Source organism: Mesosutterella multiformis, from assembly GCF_003402575.1.
Taxonomy (GTDB): Bacteria; Pseudomonadota; Gammaproteobacteria; order Burkholderiales; family Burkholderiaceae_F; genus Mesosutterella; species Mesosutterella multiformis.
Genome location: NZ_BGZJ01000001.1, coordinates 620,871 through 644,161, shown reverse-complemented (window position 1 = coordinate 644,161; position 23,291 = coordinate 620,871). Strand labels below are relative to the sequence as shown.

The following is a 23,291-nucleotide window of genomic DNA, read 5'->3' as shown; positions in this document are numbered from 1 at the left end:
TACCGGTACCGATCAGTCTTCAGACGAATCCAGGTTAACCGGGACATAGATCTGATCACCGCCTCTCTGCACGAGGATAGCGATCTGCTTCTTGCCTTCGATCGCCTTCGAGAGATCGGAGACGGTCTTCACAGGCTGCCCGTTCACGGCGACGATCACGTCACCGCTCGCGATGCCGGCGGACGCCGCGGCACCCGTGGCATTCCCGACGAGGAGGCCCGAAGTGCCGGCCTTCTTCGCTTCCTTAGCGGTCAGCGGGCGGACAGAAACGCCGAGCTTACCGGCCTTCGCTTCAGCCTTCGGCGTATCGGATTCTTCGCCGGCCTTCAGCGTATTCGTCTTGCCGTCAGCCACACCCACGGTCACCGGAACCGTGATTTCCTTCTTATTGCGGATCACGGTGAGCTTCACCGTGGAACCCGGCTTCGCGAACGAAATCTGGCGCGGAATATCGCTGTAGTTCTTCACGTGCGTGCCATCGACACCCACAATGATGTCGCCCGACTGGAGGCCGGCCTTCGCGGCCGGGCTGTCCTTATCGGTTCTCGAGACGAGAGCGCCCTTCGTGTCTTCAGGCAGTCCGAAGCCCCTTGCGAGTTCAGGCGTGAGCGACTGGATCATGACACCGATGCGGCCGCGGGTCACCTTGCCGTTCTTCAGGATCTGGTCCTTCACCTGGGTCGCGATATTGATCGGGATCGCGAAGGAGAGGCCCATCGAGCCGCCGGAGGTCGAGAAGATCTGAGAGTTGATGCCGATCACTTCGCCGTTCATGTTGAAGAGCGGGCCGCCGGAGTTGCCGGGGTTGATGGCCACGTCAGTCTGAATGAACGGAACGAGGTTTTCGTCCGGCAGATTGCGGGACTTGGCGGACACAATGCCGGCGGTCACCGAGTTCGTGAGACCGAACGGGCTGCCGATAGCGGCCACCCACTCACCGACCTTCACGTTATCGCTGTTGCCGAGGCGGACATAGGGCAGATCCTTCGCGTTGATCTTCACCACCGCGATATCGGTCTGCGTGTCGAGGCCGAGAACCTTGCCGCGGAACTCACGGTCATCGGTGAGGCGCACCGTGATTTCGTCAGCGCCGTTCACAACGTGGGCGTTCGTCAGAATGAGACCGTCGGAGCTGATGATGAAGCCGGAACCCGTGCCGCGCTCCTCAGGGACCGTGCGTTCACCCCCATTGCCACCGAAGATCGGGAAACCGAAACGCTTCAGAATTTCAGCCTGGTCCGGAGGCAGATTGCCGAACGGGCTGTCCACCTTTTCCTTATGGGCCTTCTTCACCATCGAGATGTTGACGACCGCTTTGCCGTAGTGATCCACGAGAACGGTGAAGTCAGGCAGCTTCGACTGATTGACAATCGGAGCGGCCGGAGCGTCCTGAACCGGAGTGCTCTTGGCATAAGCCGTGTAGACACCGCCGGCAAGCGCTGTTGCAATTGCCGCCGCCACCAGGGCCGGCTTGATAAATTTGGAAGAAATCACCTGAAAATCTCCTAATTGGTTGCCTGGGCGACTCGAACAGACCGCTTCGAACCGCTTCTGAATGGATAGAAGAAAGATAGTGGAAAAAAAGGGAACTGCGCTTTTCAGGTTGTGAACCGATTCCTGAATTTGTAACAAAGCCAATCGGTTTTAACTGTCTGAGGGGAAACTGATTTCCATGGTTGTCCCCCGCCCGTCAAGGCCGTCCTTTACATCGATATGTCCATGATGTATTTCCGCAATTCGCTGCACGATGGCAAGCCCGAGACCGTTTCCGGATACATGTGTGCCAAGCGCCCGGTAGAAGCGCTCAAACACGCGGGCACGGTCTTTTTCCGGGATTCCCGGGCCGTTATCGGACACCCGGACGAGGATCCGGGAGCCGTCCTGAAGCGCGGTGAGCTCGATCCGGCCGCCTTCCTGCGTGTACTTGATCGCGTTATCGGTGAGGTTTGTCACCATCATGAGAAGCGCGTCCTTCATGCCGCGGATCGTGAGGTCAGAAGGGGCCGCGGTGATCGTGATCGATTTTTCGCCCGCGATCGGCTCAAGATCATGCTGCACGGTGGAGAGAAGCTCCCCGATGGAGACCCGCTCGAAAGGCCGCCTCGCGGAATCCGGGTCGAGCCTCGCGATCGTGAGGAGCTGCTCAATCAGGTGCGTGGCGCGGGAAATGCCTTCATCAAGCCGCGAGAGGTTCTTCGCGAGCGCCTCAGGGGTTTTCGCGCGCTTCGCGAGCTGCGCCTGGAGCTTGATCGCGGTGAGCGGCGTACGGAGCTCATGCGCCGCGTCTGAGGCGAAACGGCGCTGCGACTCGAGGCTCGCGGAAAGGCGCTCCATGAGGCTGTTGATGGCGTTCACGAGCCCCCGGAGCTCAGCGGGGAGCCCTTCGGTGCTGATCGGTTTCAGGGACTCGGGAGAACGGCTCGCGACGCTTCGCGCTGTGCGGTCGAGCGGCGCGAGACCCTGCCCTACGATCAGCCACACAATGATCGCGGTGAGCGGCAGAAGAATGAGAAGCGGCTGCAGAATTTCAAGCGACGCGGACGCGGCAAGGCTCACGCGGACAGACTCAGGCTGTCCGACTTCAATGATTTCGGAACCGGCGGTCGTCGTGAAGACGCGCCAGGCGGCTCCCTCATACTGAATGTCCGAGAACCCCTCACGCTCGAGAATCGGGAAGGGGGAAGTCTTCGCGGAGAGAAAAAGAGAGTTGCTGCCTGACTCATAGACCTGGACGAGAATCCGGTGCTCCGGGTTGCTTCCGACGAGGGTGAGGCTCGAAGGCGGAATGTTGCCGCGCTTAGCCAGCGCGGTCGCCATCTGTTTCAGCTCCGAGTCAAGGAACTGATCGAACTGCGACTGCGCAGTGTAGAACGACGCCCAGGCGGCGACGATACCGGCCAGAAGCTCCGTAAAGATCAGGGTGAAGAGCAGCTTTCGGCGGATAGACCCCATGCTCTTCAGGTCTCCAGAATGTAGCCCATGCCGCGCACCGTCTTGATGGCGTCCTCAGAAAGCTTCTTGCGGAGGTGATGGATATGCACCTCAATCGCGTTTGAGCCTACGGTGGAGTCCCAGTTGTAGAGCTTGCTTTCCAGCTGGACGCGTGACAGCACAAGCCCCTTCCGTTCAGCGAGCGCTTCCAGAAGGGCGTACTCCTTCGCGGAGAGAATGACTGGCTTCCCGTCGAAGGTCACCTCCCGGGTGGAAGGATTGATCGTGAGGCGGCCCCGTGTGATCAGGGGATCCGCCCGGCCGGCAGAGCGCCTGAGCAGCGCGCGGATGCGGGCAGAGAGCTCCTCAAGGTCAAAGGGTTTGATCAGATAGTCATCCGCGCCTGAATCGAGCCCGGCGATACGGTCATCCACGGTGTCACGCGCGGTCGTGATCAGAACCGGAATATGGCTTTCCTTGGAGCGGATTTCCTTCAGCACCTCGAGTCCATCGCGGCCCGGAAGACCGAGATCCAGAATGACGAGAGCAAAGGGCGTTGTATGCAGTGCGAGCAGCGCGGAGTCGCCATCCTGCAGCCAGTCGACGGCGTATCCGTCTCCCTGAAGCCACTCGGAGACGCTTTCGCCGATCATCGGGTCATCTTCAACAAGGAGGATTCTCATTTTCTTTTACTCTGCCTCAGCGCGGTGATCTTATCCATTTCGTATAACAGGATAAAACGAATAAGAGGAAAAATCATAATCATCAGAAGGAGAAAGCCGGGGAGGCGGTTCCAGATGGCGGAACGGCTTCCGGCGACGGCTTCTGTCGCAGCCCCCATAATGCCGCCGATCGCGAGAATGGCGGAGGCCCAGAGCAGAGACCCAATGGCGGCGAAAATCAGGAACCGGACCGAGGTGAGTGTCGGGGACTGGGCCGCGAGAAGCGGGAACCGGGCTTTCTTCTGCGGAAGGAAACGGTAGAAGAGCACCGCGGGAAGCGTTTCCCGATAAAGCGGGAGCCGCCTCTCAAGCAGTGTCTGTGATACGAAAAAACGGGCTACAGGAGAGTCCGCACGGTTCCGGAACGCGAAGTAGAAGATCACGTCCGCGGCAAAAGCCGCGAGAAACGCCGCGGTGAAAGACTGCGGCGCCTGAAGGATGCCGATCCAGCAGAGAAATCCGGCAAGCGCCACGACGGTTTCGCTTCCGAGAAGCGTCAGCGCGGCGAGAAACCAGATTCCCCAGCGGGCGACAAGCACCGGAAAATCCGGATAGGTCATCAGATCGAAAGAAGGCATGGACGGATCACAAAAAAACAGGATACGGAAGCAAATACACGGGAATCAACGTGGTAAGCTCTCCCCCGCTTATTCTGGATGAATTTTTATGGCTCTGGGTGCTTCTATTTATAAAGCGGAACTGGATATCTCAAATCTGGACCGCAATTACTACGCGAACCGTATTCTGACGGTGGCCCGCCATCCCTCGGAAACCGAGGGACGGATGATGCTTCGGCTGCTCTGCTACTGCCTCTGGGACAGCGATACGATCCGTTTCGCTGACGGCCTCTCCAAGGAAGGGGAGCCGGCGCTCGCGGATACGGATGACACGGGCTGGATCAGCCTCTGGGTTGAACTCGGGGTGCCCACTGTGAAGCAGCTGCGGAAGGCCGCGAGCCGAAGCTCCCATGTGGCTGTCATGACTTACGGCGAAGACCGTATCAAAGCCTGGTGGGAATCCTGCCGCGGAGACCTGGAGAAGATCGGGAAGCTTTCTATTTACAGTGTGACAGACGCGGAATTTGAAGCACTCGCCGCTCTGGCCCGGCGCCATATGCGTATCGCGGTCACGGTCCAGGACCGCGTGGTCTGGGTAGCGGACGCCCAGGGTAGCAATATTGAGATTCATCCGGCTGTGATGAAGGAAGCGACAGAGTAAGCGCGTCCCCGCTCCGGATTCCGGCAAAAAGAAAGGCACCCTTGACGGGTGCCTTTCTTATTTATCGATCAGCTGAGACCTCAGTCTTTCTTAATGAAGTCCTTCGCTACGGAAACGACGATGGAGAGGCAGATTGCCAGCCCCAGAATAGCCATCCAGTAAAAGTAGCTCATGTTATGTCCTTTTCAGTGGGGAGGCGGCTGAGGATTTTCAGCGCCTCCCGGATTCATCAGTAGAGGCTGTGAGAGTTTTCCGAGATGTACTCGTGGGTCACCTTGCCTCTCATCACGTGATAGGCCCAGCTCGTGTAGATCACAACGAGCGGGAGGAAGATCAGCGTGACGAAGAACATGATTTCAAGCGTGAGCTGGGAGCTCGTGCAGTCCCAGAGCGTAAGGCTGGAGACCGGGTCGAGCGAGGACGGCATCACGAACGGGAACATGGTGACAAACGGCGTCAGCACGATACCGAGGAGCGCCACCGAAGAGGCAACGATCGCGGAACCCCACTTGCCGGCCTTGCCGAAGACGACGCTCAGGAGGGAGCCGAGCAGGCCAAGGGCAGGAAGCAGATAGAAGTAGGGGTGAGCGGAGAGGTTGTCGAACCAGCTGCCGCCGATCGCCACAGACTTCGCGAGCGGGTTCGGGAAGCCAGCCGGATCCAGGCCCGTGGCCGTATAGCCCGGAATCGCCATCGCAAGCCAGATGCCGGCGAGAGCGAAGAGGACAAAAGTCGCGGCCGAGCTCAGGGTGGACACGCGGGCGGAACGCGCCTGCAGGTCACCTTCAGTCTTCAGGGCGAGGTAGTTGGCGCCGTGCATGATCACCATCGCGATGCTGACAACGCCGCAGAGCAGAGCGAACGGGTTGAGCAGCGCGAAGAACGAGCCTTCATAGTAGACACGCATCGTGGTGTCGATCCGGAAGGGCACGCCCTGCAGCAGGTTGCCGAAAGCGACGCCGCAGATGATCGGCGGGACGGCAGAGCCGAGGAAGAGGAGCGTATCCCAGAGGGTGCGCCACTTGGTGCTGTCAACCTTGCTGCGGTAGTCGAAGGCCACCGGGCGGAAGATCAGCATGAACAGCACGATGAGCAGCGCCCAGTAGAAGCCTGAGAACGCGGTCGCGTAAGCGATCGGCCAGGCTGCGAACATGGCGCCGGCACCGGTAAGAAGCCACACTTCGTTGCCGTCCCAATGCGGGGCGACGGCGTTGATCATGATGCGGCGTTCCTCGTTGGTCTTACCGAGGTAGGGGAGGAGGGTTCCCGCGCCCATGTCCTGGCCATCCATAATGGCGAAGCCAGTGAGCAGGACGGCGATGAAGAGCCACCAGATCAATTTCAGGATTTCATAGTCAATCATGGCATTCTCCGGTTATCTGTGGTTTTCAAAGAAGTAGCGACCGGTGCCGAGCGAAGAGGGCCCGAGACCTGCGAACTTCTTCATCAGCCAGACTTCCACCACGATCAGGCAGGAGTACAGCACGATGAAACCGGCGAGGGAGCCGAACACGGATCCGGCGGTAAGCGACGAAACCGAGAGATCGACAGGAAGCATGCCGTAGATGGACCAGGGCTGGCGGCCGACTTCGGTCACCACCCAGCCGAGTTCATTCGCGATCCAGGGCAGAGGCATACCGATCATGGCAGCCGTCAGATAGCAGGACTTCTTGTCCACAGAACCCTTGACCGAGTAAATGAGACCCGCCAGGAAGAGCACGATCATCAGCAGACCGCTGACCACCATGCCGCGGAAGCTCCAGAAGATCAGACCGACAGACGGAATGGTGTGAGCCGCGGCTTCCTGAATCACTTCAGGCGTGGCATTGGCAACATCATTCGTGTACTTACGCAGCAGGAGACCATAGCCAAGGTAAGGCTGGACTTCCTTGAACTTCGCGAGGAGCGCAGGATCCTTCGGGGAGGCGCGGAGGGCTTCGAGAGCCACGACGGCTTCCTTGCCGCGGGTGATGCGGTCAACGTTGCGTTCAATCAGCTGATTGATGCCGGGAACCGGAGTGGAGAGAGAACGCGTACCGATCAGGCCGAGAATCCACGGAATCTTCACCTCAGCGTGATTCGTGCGGGCCTCAGAGTCCGGAATGGCGAAAACCGTAATCGGAGCCGGGGTGGATTCCGTGTTCCAGATCGCTTCCATGGCGGCGAGCTTCTCAGGCTGGTCACGGGTCACGAGGTAGGCGGATTCGTCGCCCTGATGGATCGTGAAGAGCGAGGTCACGAGACCGAACGCGCAGGCGATCATGAGGGACTTCTTGGCGAATTCAACGTCTCTCTTGCGGAGCAGGTACCAGGCGGAAATAGCCATCACGAAGACAGCGCCCGTCATGTAGCCGGCGCTCACCGTGTGGGTGAACGTGGCCTGAGCCCATTCGCTCGAGATGATGGTCCAGAAGCTGTCCATCTCCATACGCATCGTTTCAACGTTGAAGACGGAGCCCTTCGGGAACTGCATCCAGCCGTTGGCGATCAGAATCCACATGGCGGAAATGTTCGTGCCGAGAGCCATGAGGAACGTGCAGACCCAGTGCCCCAGGCGGCTCAGACGCTTCCAGCCGAAGAAGAAAAGACCGGCGAAAGTGGATTCCATGAAGAACGCCACCAGAGCCTCAATCGCGAGCGGGGCGCCGAAAATATCGCCCACGTAGTGCGAGTAGTAGGCCCAGTTCGTGCCGAACTGGAATTCCATGGTGATACCGGTAGCAACACCCATGGCGAAGTTAATCGCGAAGAGCTTGCCCCAGAATCGGGTCATGTCTTTATAGATTTCTTTCCCCGTGACCACATAACAGCCTTCCATGGCCACGAGGATCATGGAAAGACCGAGAGTGAGCGGGACGAAGAGGTAGTGGTAAAGAGCCGTGACAGCGAACTGCAATCGCGACAGGTCTACAAGTTCAGGTGTAATCATGGTATGTCTCTGTGAAGGCTGGACTCAGAAGCCGAAGTCTGAGCATCCGAAATCGGCCGGTCCAGGATGGCGTTCCCCACGGCAGTCGCGGACGTATCAGGTCTGTGACTGGGTGAGAAGAAAACCAGCCAAAGAAGAAAAATACAGAGAACCTTTACCCCTATCACGAGCCAGAGGTGAAGGGTCAGATGCTTTTCCTGGTCTTTCCGTGTGCCTTTTTTCATGGGTATTTTTTGTGAAGGGCGAACTTGAGAAAATAATAGCCTAATGATGAAACTTAGTAAATTATGAAAGTAGTTGTTTCATCTTAAATAGCACTTAAAATCGATTAACTTCGCTCAAAGAAGGCGAATCAGGCAAAAAAAATCCCCCGAAGATTTTTCGGGGGATTTTATACGGGAAAACCCGTTTTCTGTGTACTCTTTTTACTCTTTCTGCTCGGTTTCGGCAGGGGCGACCGGGATATGAATGATCGGGGGAGGCACCGCGGCGGCCTCGGCTTTGATCTGCCAGATCTTCAGAAGCTCGTCCTGGCCGGGAACCGGCTGGTTTTCGCGGAGCCGCTCCTGGCGCGAGACGATAGATTCACGGATCACCTTCTCGACGACATCGAGCGGCAGCCGGTTGAGGTTGTCGAAGAAGATCGAGCAGGTTTCGGTGTTGACGCCGGGAATCTTGCCTTCGTAGTTCTCGAGCACCTTCGGTTCAGCGATATACAGCGTCATGCTGGTTTCGCCAGGCTCCAGAGCAAACAGCGGATTCATCTCATATTCATAGAACGCCAGACCGTAGCGCATGCTCTCATGCACGCCGCGCGCGTTGCGGCGGATAAGACTGCAAACGCGTGCCATAGCGACGCGCCGATCGGGAGGCAGGGTTTGCAGAAAACCGCCTACCGTCGTTGCTGTTGGAACCATTCAGACACCCCCAGAAAATAGACCGAATTTCAATAGCGATAGGGATGAATTTTAACAAATTATCAGTTTCCCTTCATGCTATTAAGGTGATTTCGGCAGGAAATAGAAGAGAACGTAACGAAGAAACGGGAGTCTGATCCCGTGGTCTCTGCAGCGCCTAAATGATATTGATTCTCAAATAGAAATTGTTCTATCGAAGTATGGCAATCAAAGGTCTTTTTCTTTAGCATTACAGGCGATAATGAAATGGTATACCAATATATGCCGTAAATCCGTCATACAGCGGAGGTCGCACATTTATGTTTCAGATTCGTTTGCACGGCCGCGGAGGGCAGGGTGTCGTAACTGCCGCGGAAATGCTGTCGCTGGCAGCTTTCATGGAAGGACATTTCGCCCAGGCCTTCCCGAGTTTCGGTTCCGAGCGCACGGGCGCGCCGGTGACCGCTTTTGCCCGGTTCAGTGATCATGAGATTCGGCTTCATGAGCCGATTGAGGAACCGGATGTCGTGCTGGTGCAGGACAGAACGCTGATTGACTCGGTGGATGTGTTCAGCGGTCTGAACCCCGAAGGCTATGTTCTCGTGAACAGCGCCTCGTCCCCGGAAGAGATCGGGCTTGGCGAACTGGTGAAGCGGCTCCCCGCAGGACACGTGAAGACGGTTCCCGCGACGGATCTCGCGCTGAAGTTCATCGGCCGCCCGCTGCCGGGCGCCGCCATGCTGGCGGGCTTTGCCGCGATGACGGGCATGCTGAAGCTGGAAAGCATCAACTCGGCCTACGGTCAGAAATATTCCGGTAAGGTCGCTCAGGCGAACGCGGATGTCGCGCGCGGGGCCTGGGACTTTATCAAGAATGGAGGAGAAGAATAATGCTGAAGCAGCTGGAAGGTTCGCAGGGCGTCGCGCAGGCTGTGGCCCTGTGCCGCCCCAATATCGTCTGCGCTTATCCGATTTCCCCCCAGACCCATATCGTTGAGGCGCTCGGCCGCCTGGTGCGCGCGGGAAAGATTGAGGACTGCGAGTACCTCAATGTGGAGAGTGAATTCGGCGCGATGAGCGTCGCGATCGGCGCAAGCGCCGCCGGTGCCCGCGCCTATACAGCGACGGCTTCCCAGGGCCTGCTCTTCATGGCTGAGGCAATTTATAACGCCTCGGGTCTCGGTCTTCCGATCGTGATGACGGTCGCGAACCGCGCGATCGGCGCCCCGATCAACATCTGGAACGATCAGTCGGACTCTCTCTCCCAGCGCGACAGCGGCTGGCTGCAGCTGTTTGCTGAAGATAATCAGGAAGCGGTCGATCTCCATATTCAGGCTTTCCGTATCGCCGAAGAGCTGTCGCTCCCCGTGATGGTCTGCATGGACGGTTTCGTTCTGACGCACGCGCTCGAACGCATGGATATTCCGTCCCAGGAGCAGGTGGATCAGTTCCTCCCGCCCTATGAGCCGCGTCAGGTGCTCGATCCTGAGGATCCGGTGTCGATCGGCGCCATGGTGGGACCGGAAGCGTTTACCGAAGTCCGTTACCTTGCGCAGCACCGTTTCAATACGGCGCTTGAAGTCCTGCCCCGCGTGCAGGAAGAGTTTGCAAAGATTTTCGGCCGCCGCTCCGGCGGTCTCCTCTCCACGTACCGTACCGAAGACACGGATATCCGCGTGATCGGCATGGGTTCCTGCATCGGCACGATCAAGGATTCCGTGGATGAGCTCCGGGATGAAGGCCTCAACGTGGGTGTTGTCAGCCTGAAGAGCTTCCGTCCGTTCCCGTATGACGCGGTGAGAGAAGCGCTGAAAGGCGCGTCCCGCGTGGTCGTGATCGACCGCACGGTGACCCCGGGCAGCCGCGGTGTTCTCGGCATGGAAGTGGAATCCGCGCTCCGCGGCACGGGCACCGCCGTGAATACAGTGATTGCCGGCCTTGGCGGTCGCGCGATTACGCGCCACAGCATCAAGGCGACGCTGAAGGACGCGGCGGCCGGGAAGCTCCCGGATATCTTCTTCATGGATCTCGACCGTGAACTCGTTGAAAACCAGCTCGCGCGCGAGGCGAAGACCCGCCGTTCCGGTCCTGCAGCAGAAGAGATGCTGAAGGATGTTGGTCGCAGGAGCGCAGCTCAGGCTGCGTCCAAGTAGGCTTTAGGAGGCCAGTATGGAAGAGTCAAGAATCCATTTTTATCAGACCGGCACCTTTACGGTTGGTAATCGGCTTCTGGATGAGAAACTGAAGACACTGCAGAGCTCAACCAAGCGCTTCAATTCGCTGGAATCGGGACACCGCGCCTGCCAGGGCTGCGGCGAGGCCCTCGGCGCCCGCTACGCGCTGGACACGGCGATGGAAGAAACCGACGGCCGGATCGCCGTGACGAACGCTACCGGGTGCCTAGAAGTCTTCTCGACGCCGTATCCGGAAAGCGCCTGGAGAATGCCGTGGCTGCATTCGCTCTTCGGCAACGCGGCGGCTGTCGCGACCGGTATGGCCGCGGCCTATCGGGTCCGTGCGAAAAAGGACGGGAAGCCCCCGGTCCGCGTGATCGCCCAGGGCGGTGACGGCGGCACCACCGATATCGGCATGGGCTGCCTCTCCGGCATGTTCGACCGCAATGACGATGTGCTCTATATCTGCTACGACAATGAGGCGTACATGAATACGGGCGTGCAGCGCAGCTCCGCGACGCCCCCGACCGCACGTACCGCGACGACGATGCCGCAGCCGGGCTACGAAGGCAACAATTTCGGCCAGGGCAAGAGCGTGCCGCTGATCGCCATGGCGCACGGCATTCCGTACGTCGCGACCGCTACGGTGGCGGACCTCCATGACCTTGAGCGCAAGGTCCGCAAGGCGATGTCCATGCACGGTGCCCGCTATATCCAGATTCTCGTTCCGTGCCCGCTCGGCTGGGGCTTCGCCTCCGATAAGACCGTTGAAGTGGCGCGTCTCGCCGCGGAAACGGGCATCTTCCCGGTATTCGAGGCTGAGAACGGAGAAATCACGGGATCCTATAAGATTCGCCGTCCCACGCCGGTTGAGGCGTATCTGAAGCTGCAGAAGCGCTTCGCCCATCTGCTAGGCAAGAAGGGAGATCCGGAAACGGTGGCCCGTCTGCAGCGCATGGCGAACCGCAATATCGAAAAGTTTGGTCTGACCGAAGAGGCCGAGGAGCATCCTGAGGGACTGTTCCGCAGCCTGGTGAGCCCGAAGGGGGATGCAGAAAGTGTCTGAAAAAATCAATGATGAAACGCCGTTTGCGATTACGCTGAAGCCGCTCACGTCGCTCGAGAACCATACGGGCGCGTGGCGTACGCTGAAGCCGGCCTATAACTTCCACGAGCCGCCCTGCAGCGCGACGTGCCCCGCCGGGGAACGCTGCCGCGACTGGCTGTTCCTCGCGGAGGATGGCGGCTACGAGGCCGCGTGGCGGAAGATCATGGAAGATAATCCCTTCCCCGCCGTGATGGGCCGTGTCTGTTACCACACGTGCGAAACTGCCTGTAACCGCGGTCAGCTCGATGAATCGGTCGGCATCAACTCGGTTGAACGCTTCCTCGGTGACGAGGCTCTCGAGAAGGGCTGGGCGTCGCCTGTGCCGGCTCAGCCGAGCGGAAAGAAGGTGCTTGTGGTCGGCGCGGGTCCTGCCGGACTCTCCGCCGCCTATCATCTGACGCTCCTCGGGCATCAGGTGACGGTGGTGGATTCGGCTCCTGAAGCCGGCGGCATGATGCGCTACGGCATTCCGAAGTACCGTCTGCCGCGTGACATTCTCGATAAGGAAATCGACCGCATCGTGAAGCTCGGCGTGAAGCTTGAGCTGTCGCACGAAGTGCAGGATCTCGAGGCCGAAATGAAGGCCGGCGGCTATGACGCCGTGTTCCTCGGTGTCGGCGCGAAGCTGGCCCGCCGCGCTTATATTCCGGCCGGTGACTCGGCTCACATCCTTGACGCGGTTTCTGTTCTCCGCTCGATGGAAGGCGAAGAGAAGCCGATGCTCGGGCGCCGCGTTGTGGTCTACGGCGGCGGCAACACCGCGGTCGACGTGGCCCGTACCGTGAAGCGTCTCGGCGCCGAGCCTCTGATGGTCTACCGCCGTACCCGCCAGAAGGCGCCGGCTCACAGCTTCGAAATTGAGGAAGCTATCGAGGAAGGCGTCACGATGAAGTGGCTCTCCACCATTGCGGACGCCGAAGGCGGCGAAATCCGCATTGAGAAGATGGAGCTTGATGAGAACGGCTCCCCGAAGCCGACCGGCGAATTTGAAACGATCACTGCGGATTCCGTCGTGCTCGCGCTTGGCCAGCAGACGGACCTCTCCTTCATTGAAGGTCTTTCGGAAGTGAAGACGAAGGACGGCAGCATCGAGGTTGACGACACGCTGATGACCGGCAAGGCCGGAGTCTTCGCGGGCGGCGACGCGATTGAAGGCGCCCGCAACGTGACGGTCGCGATCGGACACGGCAAGAAAGCTGCCCGCGCGATCAATGCCTGGCTGCGCGGCGAGAAGTACGCCGAACCCTATCGCGGAAAGCCTGCCGAATTCAGCAATCTGAACACGTGGTACTTCTCGGACGCTCCGAAGACGGTCCGCCCGATGCTTGATATGGTCCGCCGTCAGACGACCTTTGAGGAAGTGCTGAAGGGCCTCACCGAAGAGAACGCGCTTTACGAAGCCCGCCGCTGCATGAGCTGCGGCAACTGCTTCGAGTGTGACAACTGCTACGGTGTCTGCCCGGATAATGTGATTGAGAAGCTCGGCCCGGGCCGCGGCTACAAGATCGATTACGAGTTCTGCAAGGGCTGCGGCATCTGCGCGAACGAGTGTCCGTGCGGCGCGATCGATATGAAGAAGGAAGAGATCTGAGTCCGGATCTTCTGATATCGGTATAGCGAAGAGGCAGGTTCCTGACGGAACCTGCCTCTTTTGCTTGATGGAAACTGAACGCGGATCTCAGCGGAACTGACGCCGGGCGAGGAGCGCGATCACGACACTCAGAAGAAGGAGCGAAGCGGCGAGATAGTACGGGATGCCAGGCGGAATCAGCTCATCTGTTCCCTTTGCCGTGTAGACAAGAAGCGGCGTGGAGATCACCGGGGCGATGGCACCGGAGAATGAGTTAAGGGAACTGATGGCGCCCATCGCGGAGCCCTGCATGGTGGGAGAGACCTGACGCGAGACCGCGCTCTGAATAATCGGAGAGGCGATTCCAAGGAGCGAAAACGTCCAGGCGAGAATCGCGGCGACGATGCCCCAGGTGGTGAAACCGATCCCCGCAAGCGCGAGGCACCCAATCGAAAGCGCGGCGATCACGAGGTGTTTCTCAGACTGAACGCGGATCAGGGCGGGAAGGAGCCACCCTTGAGTGAACGCGATGCAGAGGCCGAGCACGAACATCGAGAGACCGATATTCAGCGGTGTCCAACCGTACCGGAACTCTGTGTAGAGCGCCCAGGTGCACTGCATGAGTGACTGCGAGAGATAGATGAGACCGATGATCAGCACCATCGGAATGATGGGCTTTACCTTCAGGAGCGCGATGATCCCGATGAAAGGATTAAAGCGGCGGAAAGTCCAGGGACGCATATCCGGCGTCGTGAGACTTTCCGGCAGCACGAAGAAACCGTAGATGAAGTTCAGGCAGCAGATGGCGCCCGCGAAGGCGAAAGGAATCCGCGGGTCTATCTGCCCGAGAATGCCGCCGAGCGCCGGGCCGATCACGAAGGCGAGTCCGTAGACCGCACCGATCTTCCCAAAAGCGGCGGAGCGCTGCTGTTTCGGCGTGATGTCCGCAATGTAGGCCTGGGCGACGACGAGGTTCGCGGACAGCATGCCGCCCGCGATGCGGGACGCGAGCACAAGCGGGAGCGACGACGTGAAGGCCGGCACAAACTGCATGATGGAGAGGCCGAAGATACCGGTGAGCAGCACGGGCTTCCGGCCGAAACGGTCTGAAAGCGCGCCAAGGATCGGCGAGGAGAGGAACTGCATGATGCCGTAGCTCACCATGATCGCGCCGTACCAGTAGGTCTGCAGATCGCGGGTGCCTGCCAGATCGCCGATCAGCCGGGGCAGTACAGGAATGATCAGCCCGAAGCCCAGGGCATCCATAAAGATGCAGGCAAGGACAAAGCGGGTGGCGGGTTTAAGACTGCTCATGCGGTGGTGCCGGAAACGGTAGGTACAGAAATTTGAACATTATCCCTCAGATAGGGGATCGGAGGATGACCACAAAATACAGAGTTAAATAAAACAGGTATGCTAATGAATACGTCCTGCAAAAAATTGTTGCAAAAGGGCGTATCCCCCCTGGTCCTAAGAAAAAAAGTCAATATGCGGAAATTCTCACGAATCCTCGTGCCGTTCCTGGAGGGGTCTCTTGTCAAGGAGATCCTGTTCGCACTAGTGATCGGCATCATCGTTGCCCTGGTAGCGCCTGGCATCGCCGTGCCCCTCGGATTCCTCGGCACGTTCTTCATCTCGGCCTTGAAGGCCGTGGCCCCCGTGCTGGTCTTCTTCCTGGTTGCCGCGTCCATCGCGAACCAGAGCGTTGACACCCGGACGTCCATGAAGCCGATCATCGTGCTGTATGCCATCGGCACGCTCGCGTCCTCCATCGTTGCCGTTGTGGCGTCTTTCCTCTGGCCGACCACGATTCACCTCGTGGCTGCCGCTGAGGCGACTGCCCCGGGCGGTATTGCCGAAGTGCTGAAGAACCTCGTTCTCAACATCGTCGATAACCCCGTGAAGGCCCTCGCGAACGCGAACTACATCGGCATTCTCTCCTGGGCTATTGCTCTCGGCTTCATCCTCCGCAGCGCGAACGACACGACCCGAGAAATCATTCAGGACTTCTCGGAAGCTGTGACCACGGTCGTCCGTATCGTGATCCGTATCGCTCCGTTCGGTATTTTCGGTCTGGTCGCGAACACGGTCGCTACGGTCGGTCTCGGCGCCTTCGTGGGTTACGGCAAGCTGCTTCTCCTCCTCGTGGGCAGCATGCTCTTCATCGCCCTCGTGGTCTTCCCGATCATGGTCTGGTTCTGCATTCGCAAGAATCCGTATCCGCTCGTGATCCAGTGCCTGCGCGTGTCCGGTATCTGCGCTTTCTTCACCCGTTCGTCTGCCGCGAACATCCCGGTGAACCTCGACCTCTGCCGCAAGCTGAAGCTTGACGAAGGCACCTACTCGATTTCGATCCCGCTCGGTGCCACGGTCAACATGGGCGGCGCTGCCATCACGATCACGATTCTGACGCTCGCTGCCGCGAATTCGCTGGGTGTTCAGGTTGACTTCTGGACAGCCATCCTGCTCTGCTTCGTGTCCGCGATCTGCGCCGGCGGCGCCTCCGGTGTTCCGGGCGGCTCCCTGATGCTGATCCCGCTCGCCTGCGGTCTCTTCGGTATTGATAACTCGACCGCCATGCAGGTGGTGGCCGTGGGCTTCATCATCGGCGTGATCCAGGACTCCTGCGAAACGGCTCTGAACTCTTCGAGCGACGTGATGTTTACGGCGGCGGCCTGCCTCCGTCAGGAACGTCTCGATGCCGAAAAGGCCAAGTAAGCCTGAAAATCCGGCTGTTTAAGCAGTTCTGAAAACCCTTCCTCCTGATAGAAACGGGAGGAAGGGTTTATATTATCTGCCTGCTCCATCCTCACACTTTCCCCTCCCTCCAGGAATTCATGCGGCGTTTCCATTCAGCAAAAGAAGCATTGACCCAGGTATTCGGCTATGCCGATTTCCGGCCGCATCAGGAGGAAATCATCGAAGCCGTGATCGAGGGGCGGGATGCGCTGGTGCTGATGCCGACAGGCGGCGGGAAGAGCCTCTGCTACCAGATCCCCGCACTCGTCCGCGAGGGAACCGCGGTGATCGTGTCGCCTCTTATCGCGCTCATGCAGGATCAGATCACCGTGATTCAGAACCGGGGGCTTGAGGCGGCCTGCCTCAGTTCTGCGAACTCTCTGGAAGAGAACCGGGAGATTGAGAGTCAGTTCCTCTCAGGGACACTCGACTTTCTCTACGTCACCCCTGAGAGGCTTGTGAACGAGTGGACAATCTCGATGCTGCAGAGAGCGAGGGTCTCGCTTTTCGCGGTTGATGAAGCGCACTGCGTTGTGACCTGGGGGCACGATTTCCGTCCGGAATACGGCGCGCTCGGTCTTCTGAAAGAGCGTTTCCCGTCCGTTCCCCGGATCGCGCTCACCGCTACGGCCGATGCCTCGGCGCAGCAGGAAATCGCGGAACGGCTTCTGATTGATCCGAAGATTTTCATTACGAGCTTTGACCGCCCGAATATTCACTATCGGGTGACATTCGGCGCCGGGGAGGTGAAGCGGAAGCTTCTTGCCTTCATCACGCAGCGTCACCCAGGGCAGACCGGCATCATTTACTGCATCTCGCGCCGTCAGGTGGATACGATCTCTGACTTTCTCCGCGGCATGGGGATCCCCGCGCTTCCCTATCATGCGGGGCTCGGCGCCTCGCTCCGGGAAGAGAACCAGCGGGAGTTCATCGCGGGCCGCGGGGTCGTCATGGTGGCGACTGTGGCATTCGGGATGGGGATTGATAAGCCGGATGTCCGGTTTGTTGTCCATATCGGGCTTCCGAAGAGCATTGAGGCGTACTTCCAGGAAACGGGCCGCGCGGGCCGCGACGGGAAACCGTCAGAAGCCTGGCTTATCTGGGGATGGCGCGACGTGATGATCCAGCAGCAGTTTATCGAGAGCGGGGACGGCAGCCCGGAATTCAAGCAGCAGTCGCTTGAGAAGCTGGATGCCATGGTGGGGTACGCCGAAACCGGTGAGTGCCGGAGGCATTATCTCCTTGCCTGTCTCGGTGAGGAGTCTTCGACCCACTGCGGCTGCTGCGACAACTGCGACAGGCCGCCTGAGATGGCGGACCGGACGGTAGACGCTCAGAAATTCGTGAGCTGCGTGATCCGATGCGAGAGAGCCTCAGGGTGCTGCTTCGGCATGACGCATGTCATCAACGTGCTCCGGGGCGAAAGGACGAGCCTTGTGGCGGGGTACGGGCACGAGAAACTCTCCACCTGGGGAATCGGAAAGGATCTGAGTGAGGAGGAGTGGCGGGAACTCGCCCGGGTTCTCATCGCGAAGCGGATTCTGAACGCGGACTGGAAGAGCGAAGGGGTGCTGCGACCCGGACGCGCGAAAGCGCTCCTGAAGGGTGAGGAAACAATTCTGGTGCGGGTCAGCGCGCCCTCGCGCCCGGATCTGAAGCAGGGGCGCGTCAGAAAGCCGATCGAAGTCCGGGAGGATTATCGGCCGCTTGCGGACGCGCTCCGCGCCTGGCGCCGTGAAACCGCGGAGGCACAGGGGATTCCGGCCTATCGCATCATGACTGATGTGAGCCTCTCTGAAGTCGCCTCGATCCACCCGCAGTCGTTCGAAGCCCTCAGCCACGTGAACGGAATCGGCCCGAAGAAGCTTGACGCATACGGGACCGAGATTCTCCATATCGTGCGGGACTTCATGCGAAAGAAAAAAGGCACCGAAGTCTGACTTCGATGCCTTATGCGGGCGAGTCCCGGAGCTTCCGGATCAGACTCCGAGCTCCTTCGCGCGGGGCTTCTGCTTGCGGCCCTTCAGAATACGGTCGAACAGGCAGTTCGGCGCGATCTTCATCAGTTTTGCGAGCAGTCCCATCTGCCACGGGATCACCGTGTAGGTCTTATGTGCGTCAATCGCGCGGACAGCGCGTCTTGCGAACTCATCCGGCTCAAGGATGAAGGGCATAGGGTAGGGGTTCTTCGACGTGAGCGGGGTCTTGACGAACCCCGGGCACACAGTGAGGACCTTGACGCCGTGCTTCATCATTTCGATGCGGAGGCTTTCGCAGTAGTTGATAACGGAAGCCTTGCTGGAGCAGTAGGCTTCCGACCCCGGAAGGCCGCGGATGCCGGCAACAGAACCAATGCCGACCAGCGTTCCGGCGTGTCTCTCGATCATCGCCGGAAGGAAGCCGTGGAAGGTGTTCGCCATGCCGATAACGTTGATCCGATAGACCCGGTCCATGACGGCCAGATCCTCGTAGTACTGCGTCTTCACGCCGATTGAAACACCGGCGTTCGCAATCACGACGTCGGCGGGGCCCACTTCCTTCTCGAAGCGGTGGGCTGTTTCAATGATGCCGTCCCGATCGGTCACGTCGGCGACATAGCCCTTGTGACCGGTGCCGGGGAGCGAGGCGATCAGACGGTCGAGCGCATCCTGATGATGGGCCACAAGACCGAGAGTAGCGCCCTTCGCGGCGTAAACCCTGGCGAGACCGGAACCAATACCGCCGGTTGCGCCAGTGATGAAAACGTTAAGTGACATGCAGAACTCCGAAACCAGTTAGAGGCGAGCCTTTCTCGCACGCTGGGCGAGGGTCTCAACGACGACCAGATCGCTCTCACGGGTCGGCGTCATATGCGGGCCCGTGACGTACTTGCCGTCAATGCCGATCATCGGCGTCGCGTCAATGCCGTAGGACTGCCAGAGACGGGAAGCGGCGCGGGTCTTGTTGGCAACGCCGAAAGAATTGTAAGCGCTGTTCCACTGCTTGGCGTTCACGCCGGCCTTCACCATGAAGTCAGCGATATCGGCAGCCGGGTTCTCGTACTTATGCGTCTGGTAAATGACGGACTCGAAGAACTTCATGTGGAGCTTCGGTAGCAGGCCGAGAGACTCGAGCGCGTAGTAGGTCTTCACAAACGGGTCCAGGCGGGAGTCCCAGGCAACCGGATTCAGCTTGAAGTCGATCCAGGAGGGGAGCTTCTTCGACCAGGGTTCGATGATCGGATCAAAGCGGAAGCAGTGCGGGCAGGTATAGGAGAAGAAGTACACCACTTCAATCTTCTTACCCTTCATCGGCACAACGGGACGAACCATCGTGTATTCCTTGCCTTCCACCGGTGCGGTAGGAGTAGCAAACGCAGACAGCGGAAGCGAGGCAAGCGAGGCGGCCGAGAAAGTCAGAAGGTTTCTGCGAGAAATCATTTGAGAACGTTTCCTAAAAATCAGTGAATGATCTGGCCAGGAATGTCATTGGCGCGGAGCGTGCTCTGTGCCTTGCGGGCATCCCCTTCAGAGTGGAAGGGTCCAATACGGACGCGATAACGTCCATCATTGCCGTGAGAAACGCTGGAATCAAGTCCGGAGAACGCAATTTTGGCTCTAATTGTTTCAGCCTCGTCAGGCGTCTTGTAGGCACCGACGAGAACAAAGAAGTCAGGCGTCTGGGGCTGAACCGTCGTGGGGGCAGCCGCGTTGTTGTCCGCGAGCTGCTTATCGGCGGCCTGATCATCCTGAGCCGGGCGGCTCGGGGCAGGGGCCTTGGCGGAAGCCGCGGGGGACGAAGCCTGAGCGGAAGCGGGCTTGGGAGTCGTTCCGGGAGCGTAAAGCTTCTCATTCGGATCGGAGGACCGGCCCTTAAGCGCGTCCTGAACATATTCCGTCGACGAGGACTGAACCTTGCTCATGAACGGAACCGGAGACTCCGTTACGAACAGGGCGCCGCCAGCGGCGACAAGAAGGGCGACGACAGCGCCGCAGAGAAAGCCGGTTAGAAACTGCTTCATGAACAACTCCTTTTTCCAGAAAAGGGAATTTTCAAAAAGTTACATCCTCTCCGGGGCACTGACCCCGAGGAGAGCAAGACCGTTGCCAAGAACCTGGCGCACAGCGGCGAGCAGCGCGAGACGGCTGTTGCGGACGGCTTCATCCTCAACCAGCACGTGCTCTTCGTTATAGAAGGCGTGGAAGCTCGCGGCGAGATCGCGCAGGTAGAAGCAGAGCGTATGGGGCGTCAGGGCTTCGGAGGCAGCGGACAGCGTGGCGGAATAGTCTGCCAGATGGTTCATCAGGCTGATTTCCTTTTCGGAATTCAGCTGCGAGAGATCCATGGCAAGCATCTCTTCCGTGCTCGGAATCTTAAAGCCCTTTTCAGTGGCCTGGCGGAAGACCGAGCAGATGCGCGCATGAGCGTACTGCAGATAGTAGACGGGGTTCTCGTCGCTCTTCGACACAGCGAGGTTCACGTCGAAAACGAATTCGGCGTCAGCTTTACGGGAGACGAGGAAGTAACGGGCGGCGTCGCGGCCGACCCAGTCAACCAGGTCACGCAGCGTGATGTAGGAGCCGGAGCGCTTGCTCATCTTCACTTCCTGGCCGTCCTTCATCACGAGGAGCATCTTGTGCAGGAGCCACTCGGGGAAGACCTTCGGCACATCAAGGCCGAGAACCTTCGCCGCGGCCTGAATGCCGGCGCGGAGGCGGGCGCGGGTGCCGTGGTGGTCAGAGCCCTGGATGTTGATGGCGCGCGAGAAGCCGCGGCGGAACTTCGTGAGGTGATAGGCGACATCCGGCACGAAGTACGTGTAGAAGCCGTCCTGCTTCTTCATCACGCGGTCCTTGTCGTCGATCAGGCCGCCGAGGTCTTCCTTCGTGAAGTCCGTCGTACGGAGCCAGAGCGCGTTGTCCTTCTCATAGGTGTGGCCGGAGCGGATCATCGCGTTCACGGCTTCCTCGACGTAGCCGTCCGAGTAGAGCGAGCTTTCGAGGTAGTAGTTATCAAAGGAAACGCCGAGGGCCCGGAGGTCTTCGTCCTGTTCGTTGCGCAGATAGGCGACGGCGTACTTGCGGACGAGGGCGCTGTTATTCAGATCGCCGTCCGGGGTGATCGTTTCGCCGGAGCTCGTCACAGGGCGCTTCGCGATGTAGTCCTTCGCGATATCGGTGATGTATTCGCCGTGGTAGCCGTTTTCCGGGAACGTGATCTGCTCGCCGAGGAGTTCCTTGCCGCGGAGCGTGACGGAGACGGTCAGATTGTTGATCTGAGCGCCGGCGTCGTTGTAGTAGTACTCACGCGTGACCGCCCAGCCCTGAGTGGCGAGGATCTTCGAGAGCACGTCGCCGAGCGCGCCCTGGCGGGCGTGGCCGAGATGCAGCGGGCCGGTCGGGTTGGCGGACACGTACTCCACGATGACGGACTGGCCGGCCTTCGACTGATTGGTGCCGAACGCGTCGCCCTGACGGAGAACAGTCTTCACGATTTCCTGCTGAGCCGACTTGGCAAGGCGCAGATTGATGAAGCCCGGCCCGGCGATTTCCGCGGAGGAGAGCAGGGTGCTGAATTCCGGATCCGCCTTCATGACGGACACGAGCTGCTCGGCGATCTGGCGGGGAGCCTTATGAAGAATCTTGGCGGACTGCAGAGCGACCGTACAGGCAACATCGCCGTGTTCGGCGAGTTTCGGGCGCTCCAGCGTAACGGGAAGGGAACCTGCGCCGATAGCGGTAAGGGCACGGGTGAAGAGGCCAATCAGGGCCTGTTTTTGTTGATCGAGCATTTTTGCAGGAAAACGGACTGTTCTAAGTAATCCCTCTATTTTCGCAGAGTGCGCAGAGGGCGGGTAAAACGTGCGGGGTTTTTTGCGGGATCCGGCCGCCCGCCTGGGGCGTGCCGGATAACCGTGAGCGCAAGTCTCGGCGTCAGACTGCGGAGGTGCGCCGGTCGTGGGTGATCAGCGCATAGGCGGAATGATTGTGGATGGATTCGAAGTTTTCCACCTGGAGCTCGTACGAGACGATACGGGCGTCCTTATTGAGGTCAGTCGCGACGTCGCGGATGATGTCCTCAACGAACTTGGCGTGGTCGTAAGCGTATTCCGTGACGAACTTTTCGTCCTCGCGCTTCAGAAGAGACCAGAGCTCGCAGGAGCCGTTCTTTTCGGAGTAGCGAATCAGCTCCTCAAACGGAAGAGCTTCCGAGCAGAGAGCGTCAATCGTGATATGGGAGCGCTGATTGTGCGCGCCGTACCGGGAGATTTCCTTGCTGCAGGGGCAGAGGCTCGTCACCGGCGTGAGGACGCGTTCGCGAACCGTGGTCTCACCGTTCTCGCACGTCACCGTAAAGCCGGCTTCGTAGCTCATCAGACTCGACTGCTTGGAGATCGGAGCTGATTTGCGCACAAAGAAGGGGAAGTCAAACTCAATCTGACCGGAGACGGCGTCAAGCGTCTTCAGCATCCGGGCCATCAGATCTTCGAGAACGGGCTTGCAGAGCGGCTCGCGGGTTTCGTCAAGCAGACGGAAGAAGCGGGACATATGGGTGCCTTTCTGCCCGGCGGGGAGAGACACGTACATATTGACTGTTGCAACCGTGTGGAGCGGGCCGTCGACAGAGGCGACGACAACGGGCACGCGAACCGACTTGACGCCAACACGCTGAATCGGGATATGACGGCCGTCAGCGCTCGACTGGACGTCGGGCAGCGCGCAATTAAGAGAATTATCTGCGTTCATAAATAGATGTTCTGCCAATGAAGAGTAAGGAGGGCAGATGCGGGCTTGAAGACTCCATCGTTTCTGTTTCGATTTGTAGTCCTGATCGGCTTGGCTGAGGGGAGTTAATGCCGTCGGAAGTCGATCCCGCCGAAGCTCTCAAAGGTTTCTTGAGTACTCTCGTTGTGCGAAAGATTAGACATTGTAACCAAAACAAGGGAAAAAACAGAGACAGCCTCTTTATTTCTTAAAGAAATGTCGCAGAATAAATGAAATGGCAAAGATTCAGAAAGGAAAGAAA

At 59.1% G+C, this 23,291-nt stretch carries 21 protein-coding genes; 7 read left to right on the top strand and 14 right to left on the bottom strand.

Annotated features, from left to right (window positions below; genetic code table 11):
• Positions 1-12: 12 nt before the first annotated feature.
• From M4NBBH2_RS03065 to M4NBBH2_RS03050, 4 genes are all read right to left on the bottom strand, one after another.
• The gene (locus M4NBBH2_RS03065) at positions 13-1,494 is read right to left on the bottom strand and encodes a Do family serine endopeptidase (RefSeq protein ID WP_116269652.1); all 1,482 of its coding nucleotides are present in this window, start codon (positions 1,492-1,494) and stop codon (positions 13-15) included.
• Positions 1,495-1,644: 150 nt separating this feature from the next.
• A complete protein-coding gene (locus M4NBBH2_RS03060; protein WP_116269651.1) occupies positions 1,645-2,952 on the bottom strand; it encodes an ATP-binding protein in 1,308 nt (435 codons plus the stop codon).
• A gap of 5 nt (positions 2,953-2,957) precedes the next feature.
• Entirely contained in the window at positions 2,958-3,614 is a 657-nt protein-coding gene (locus M4NBBH2_RS03055) for a response regulator (protein ID WP_116269650.1), read from the bottom strand.
• Positions 3,611-4,231: a hypothetical protein gene (locus M4NBBH2_RS03050; protein WP_116269649.1), complete on the bottom strand. Its 621-nt coding sequence runs from the start codon at positions 4,229-4,231 to the stop codon at positions 3,611-3,613. Before M4NBBH2_RS03050 ends, M4NBBH2_RS03055 begins: the two co-directional genes overlap by 4 nt.
• A gap of 88 nt (positions 4,232-4,319) precedes the next feature.
• Here M4NBBH2_RS03050 and M4NBBH2_RS03045 point away from each other — a divergent pair, with 88 nt between their 5' ends.
• Entirely contained in the window at positions 4,320-4,871 is a 552-nt protein-coding gene (locus M4NBBH2_RS03045; RefSeq protein WP_116269648.1) for a YaeQ family protein, read from the top strand.
• 229 nt (positions 4,872-5,100) lie between these two features.
• Here M4NBBH2_RS03045 and cydB read toward each other — a convergent pair whose 3' ends face one another.
• The 4 genes from cydB to M4NBBH2_RS03025 form a co-directional block, all read right to left on the bottom strand.
• Positions 5,101-6,234: a cytochrome d ubiquinol oxidase subunit II gene (cydB, locus tag M4NBBH2_RS03040; RefSeq protein WP_116269647.1), complete on the bottom strand. Its 1,134-nt coding sequence runs from the start codon at positions 6,232-6,234 to the stop codon at positions 5,101-5,103.
• A gap of 12 nt (positions 6,235-6,246) precedes the next feature.
• On the bottom strand, positions 6,247-7,800 hold the full coding sequence (locus tag M4NBBH2_RS03035) for a cytochrome ubiquinol oxidase subunit I (protein ID WP_116269646.1): 1,554 nt from the start codon (positions 7,798-7,800) through the stop codon (positions 6,247-6,249).
• Positions 7,797-8,024, bottom strand: a complete 228-nt coding sequence (gene cydP / locus M4NBBH2_RS12320) for a cytochrome oxidase putative small subunit CydP (protein ID WP_116269645.1) — start codon at positions 8,022-8,024, stop codon at positions 7,797-7,799. Before cydP ends, M4NBBH2_RS03035 begins: the two co-directional genes overlap by 4 nt.
• 201 nt (positions 8,025-8,225) lie before the next feature.
• Entirely contained in the window at positions 8,226-8,651 is a 426-nt protein-coding gene (locus M4NBBH2_RS03025; RefSeq protein WP_238691366.1) for a DUF1801 domain-containing protein, read from the bottom strand.
• 365 nt (positions 8,652-9,016) lie between these two features.
• On the opposite strand from M4NBBH2_RS03025, the gene M4NBBH2_RS03020 reads away from it, so the two are divergent.
• Genes M4NBBH2_RS03020 through M4NBBH2_RS03005 form a run of 4 tightly spaced genes read left to right on the top strand, consistent with a single transcriptional unit; the run spans position 9,017 to position 13,568 of the window.
• On the top strand, positions 9,017-9,586 hold the full coding sequence (locus M4NBBH2_RS03020; protein ID WP_022444223.1) for a 2-oxoacid:acceptor oxidoreductase family protein: 570 nt from the start codon (positions 9,017-9,019) through the stop codon (positions 9,584-9,586).
• Positions 9,586-10,848 (top strand): transketolase C-terminal domain-containing protein, encoded by a 1,263-nt coding sequence (locus M4NBBH2_RS03015; protein WP_116269643.1) that lies wholly within the window; start codon positions 9,586-9,588, stop codon positions 10,846-10,848. The genes M4NBBH2_RS03020 and M4NBBH2_RS03015 overlap by 1 nt, the downstream gene beginning before the upstream one ends.
• 16 nt (positions 10,849-10,864) lie before the next feature.
• Positions 10,865-11,935 (top strand): thiamine pyrophosphate-dependent enzyme, encoded by a 1,071-nt coding sequence (locus tag M4NBBH2_RS03010; RefSeq protein WP_022444225.1) that lies wholly within the window; start codon positions 10,865-10,867, stop codon positions 11,933-11,935.
• Positions 11,928-13,568 carry an NAD(P)-binding protein gene (locus M4NBBH2_RS03005; protein ID WP_235005607.1) on the top strand — a complete coding sequence of 547 codons (1,641 nt, stop codon included), beginning with the start codon at positions 11,928-11,930 and terminating at the stop codon, positions 13,566-13,568. The genes M4NBBH2_RS03010 and M4NBBH2_RS03005 overlap by 8 nt, the downstream gene beginning before the upstream one ends.
• A gap of 87 nt (positions 13,569-13,655) precedes the next feature.
• On the opposite strand, the gene M4NBBH2_RS03000 is transcribed toward M4NBBH2_RS03005, so the two are convergent.
• Complete coding sequence (locus tag M4NBBH2_RS03000) at positions 13,656-14,861, bottom strand: MFS transporter (protein WP_116269641.1); 1,206 nt, start codon at positions 14,859-14,861, stop codon at positions 13,656-13,658.
• Positions 14,862-15,035: 174 nt separating this feature from the next.
• On the opposite strand from M4NBBH2_RS03000, the gene sstT reads away from it, so the two are divergent.
• Together sstT and recQ are read left to right on the top strand one after the other, a co-directional pair.
• Positions 15,036-16,265 carry a serine/threonine transporter SstT gene (gene sstT, locus M4NBBH2_RS02995; protein WP_116269640.1) on the top strand — a complete coding sequence of 410 codons (1,230 nt, stop codon included), beginning with the start codon at positions 15,036-15,038 and terminating at the stop codon, positions 16,263-16,265.
• Between the two features lie 119 nt (positions 16,266-16,384).
• Positions 16,385-18,226 carry a DNA helicase RecQ gene (recQ, locus tag M4NBBH2_RS02990; protein ID WP_116269639.1) on the top strand — a complete coding sequence of 614 codons (1,842 nt, stop codon included), beginning with the start codon at positions 16,385-16,387 and terminating at the stop codon, positions 18,224-18,226.
• A 39-nt stretch (positions 18,227-18,265) separates the two neighbouring features.
• On the opposite strand, the gene M4NBBH2_RS02985 is transcribed toward recQ, so the two are convergent.
• From M4NBBH2_RS02985 to folE2, 5 genes are all read right to left on the bottom strand, one after another.
• A complete protein-coding gene (locus M4NBBH2_RS02985) occupies positions 18,266-19,042 on the bottom strand; it encodes an SDR family oxidoreductase (protein ID WP_116269638.1) in 777 nt (258 codons plus the stop codon).
• A gap of 18 nt (positions 19,043-19,060) precedes the next feature.
• Entirely contained in the window at positions 19,061-19,705 is a 645-nt protein-coding gene (locus tag M4NBBH2_RS02980) for a thiol:disulfide interchange protein DsbA/DsbL (RefSeq protein ID WP_116269637.1), read from the bottom strand.
• 20 nt (positions 19,706-19,725) lie between these two features.
• Entirely contained in the window at positions 19,726-20,286 is a 561-nt protein-coding gene (locus M4NBBH2_RS02975) for an SPOR domain-containing protein (protein ID WP_116269636.1), read from the bottom strand.
• A gap of 39 nt (positions 20,287-20,325) precedes the next feature.
• Positions 20,326-22,056, bottom strand: coding sequence for an arginine--tRNA ligase (gene argS / locus M4NBBH2_RS02970; RefSeq protein WP_116269635.1), 1,731 nt, complete (start codon positions 22,054-22,056; stop codon positions 20,326-20,328).
• 142 nt (positions 22,057-22,198) lie between these two features.
• The gene (gene folE2, locus M4NBBH2_RS02965) at positions 22,199-23,011 is read right to left on the bottom strand and encodes a GTP cyclohydrolase FolE2 (protein ID WP_116269634.1); all 813 of its coding nucleotides are present in this window, start codon (positions 23,009-23,011) and stop codon (positions 22,199-22,201) included.
• Positions 23,012-23,291 lie beyond the last annotated feature (280 nt).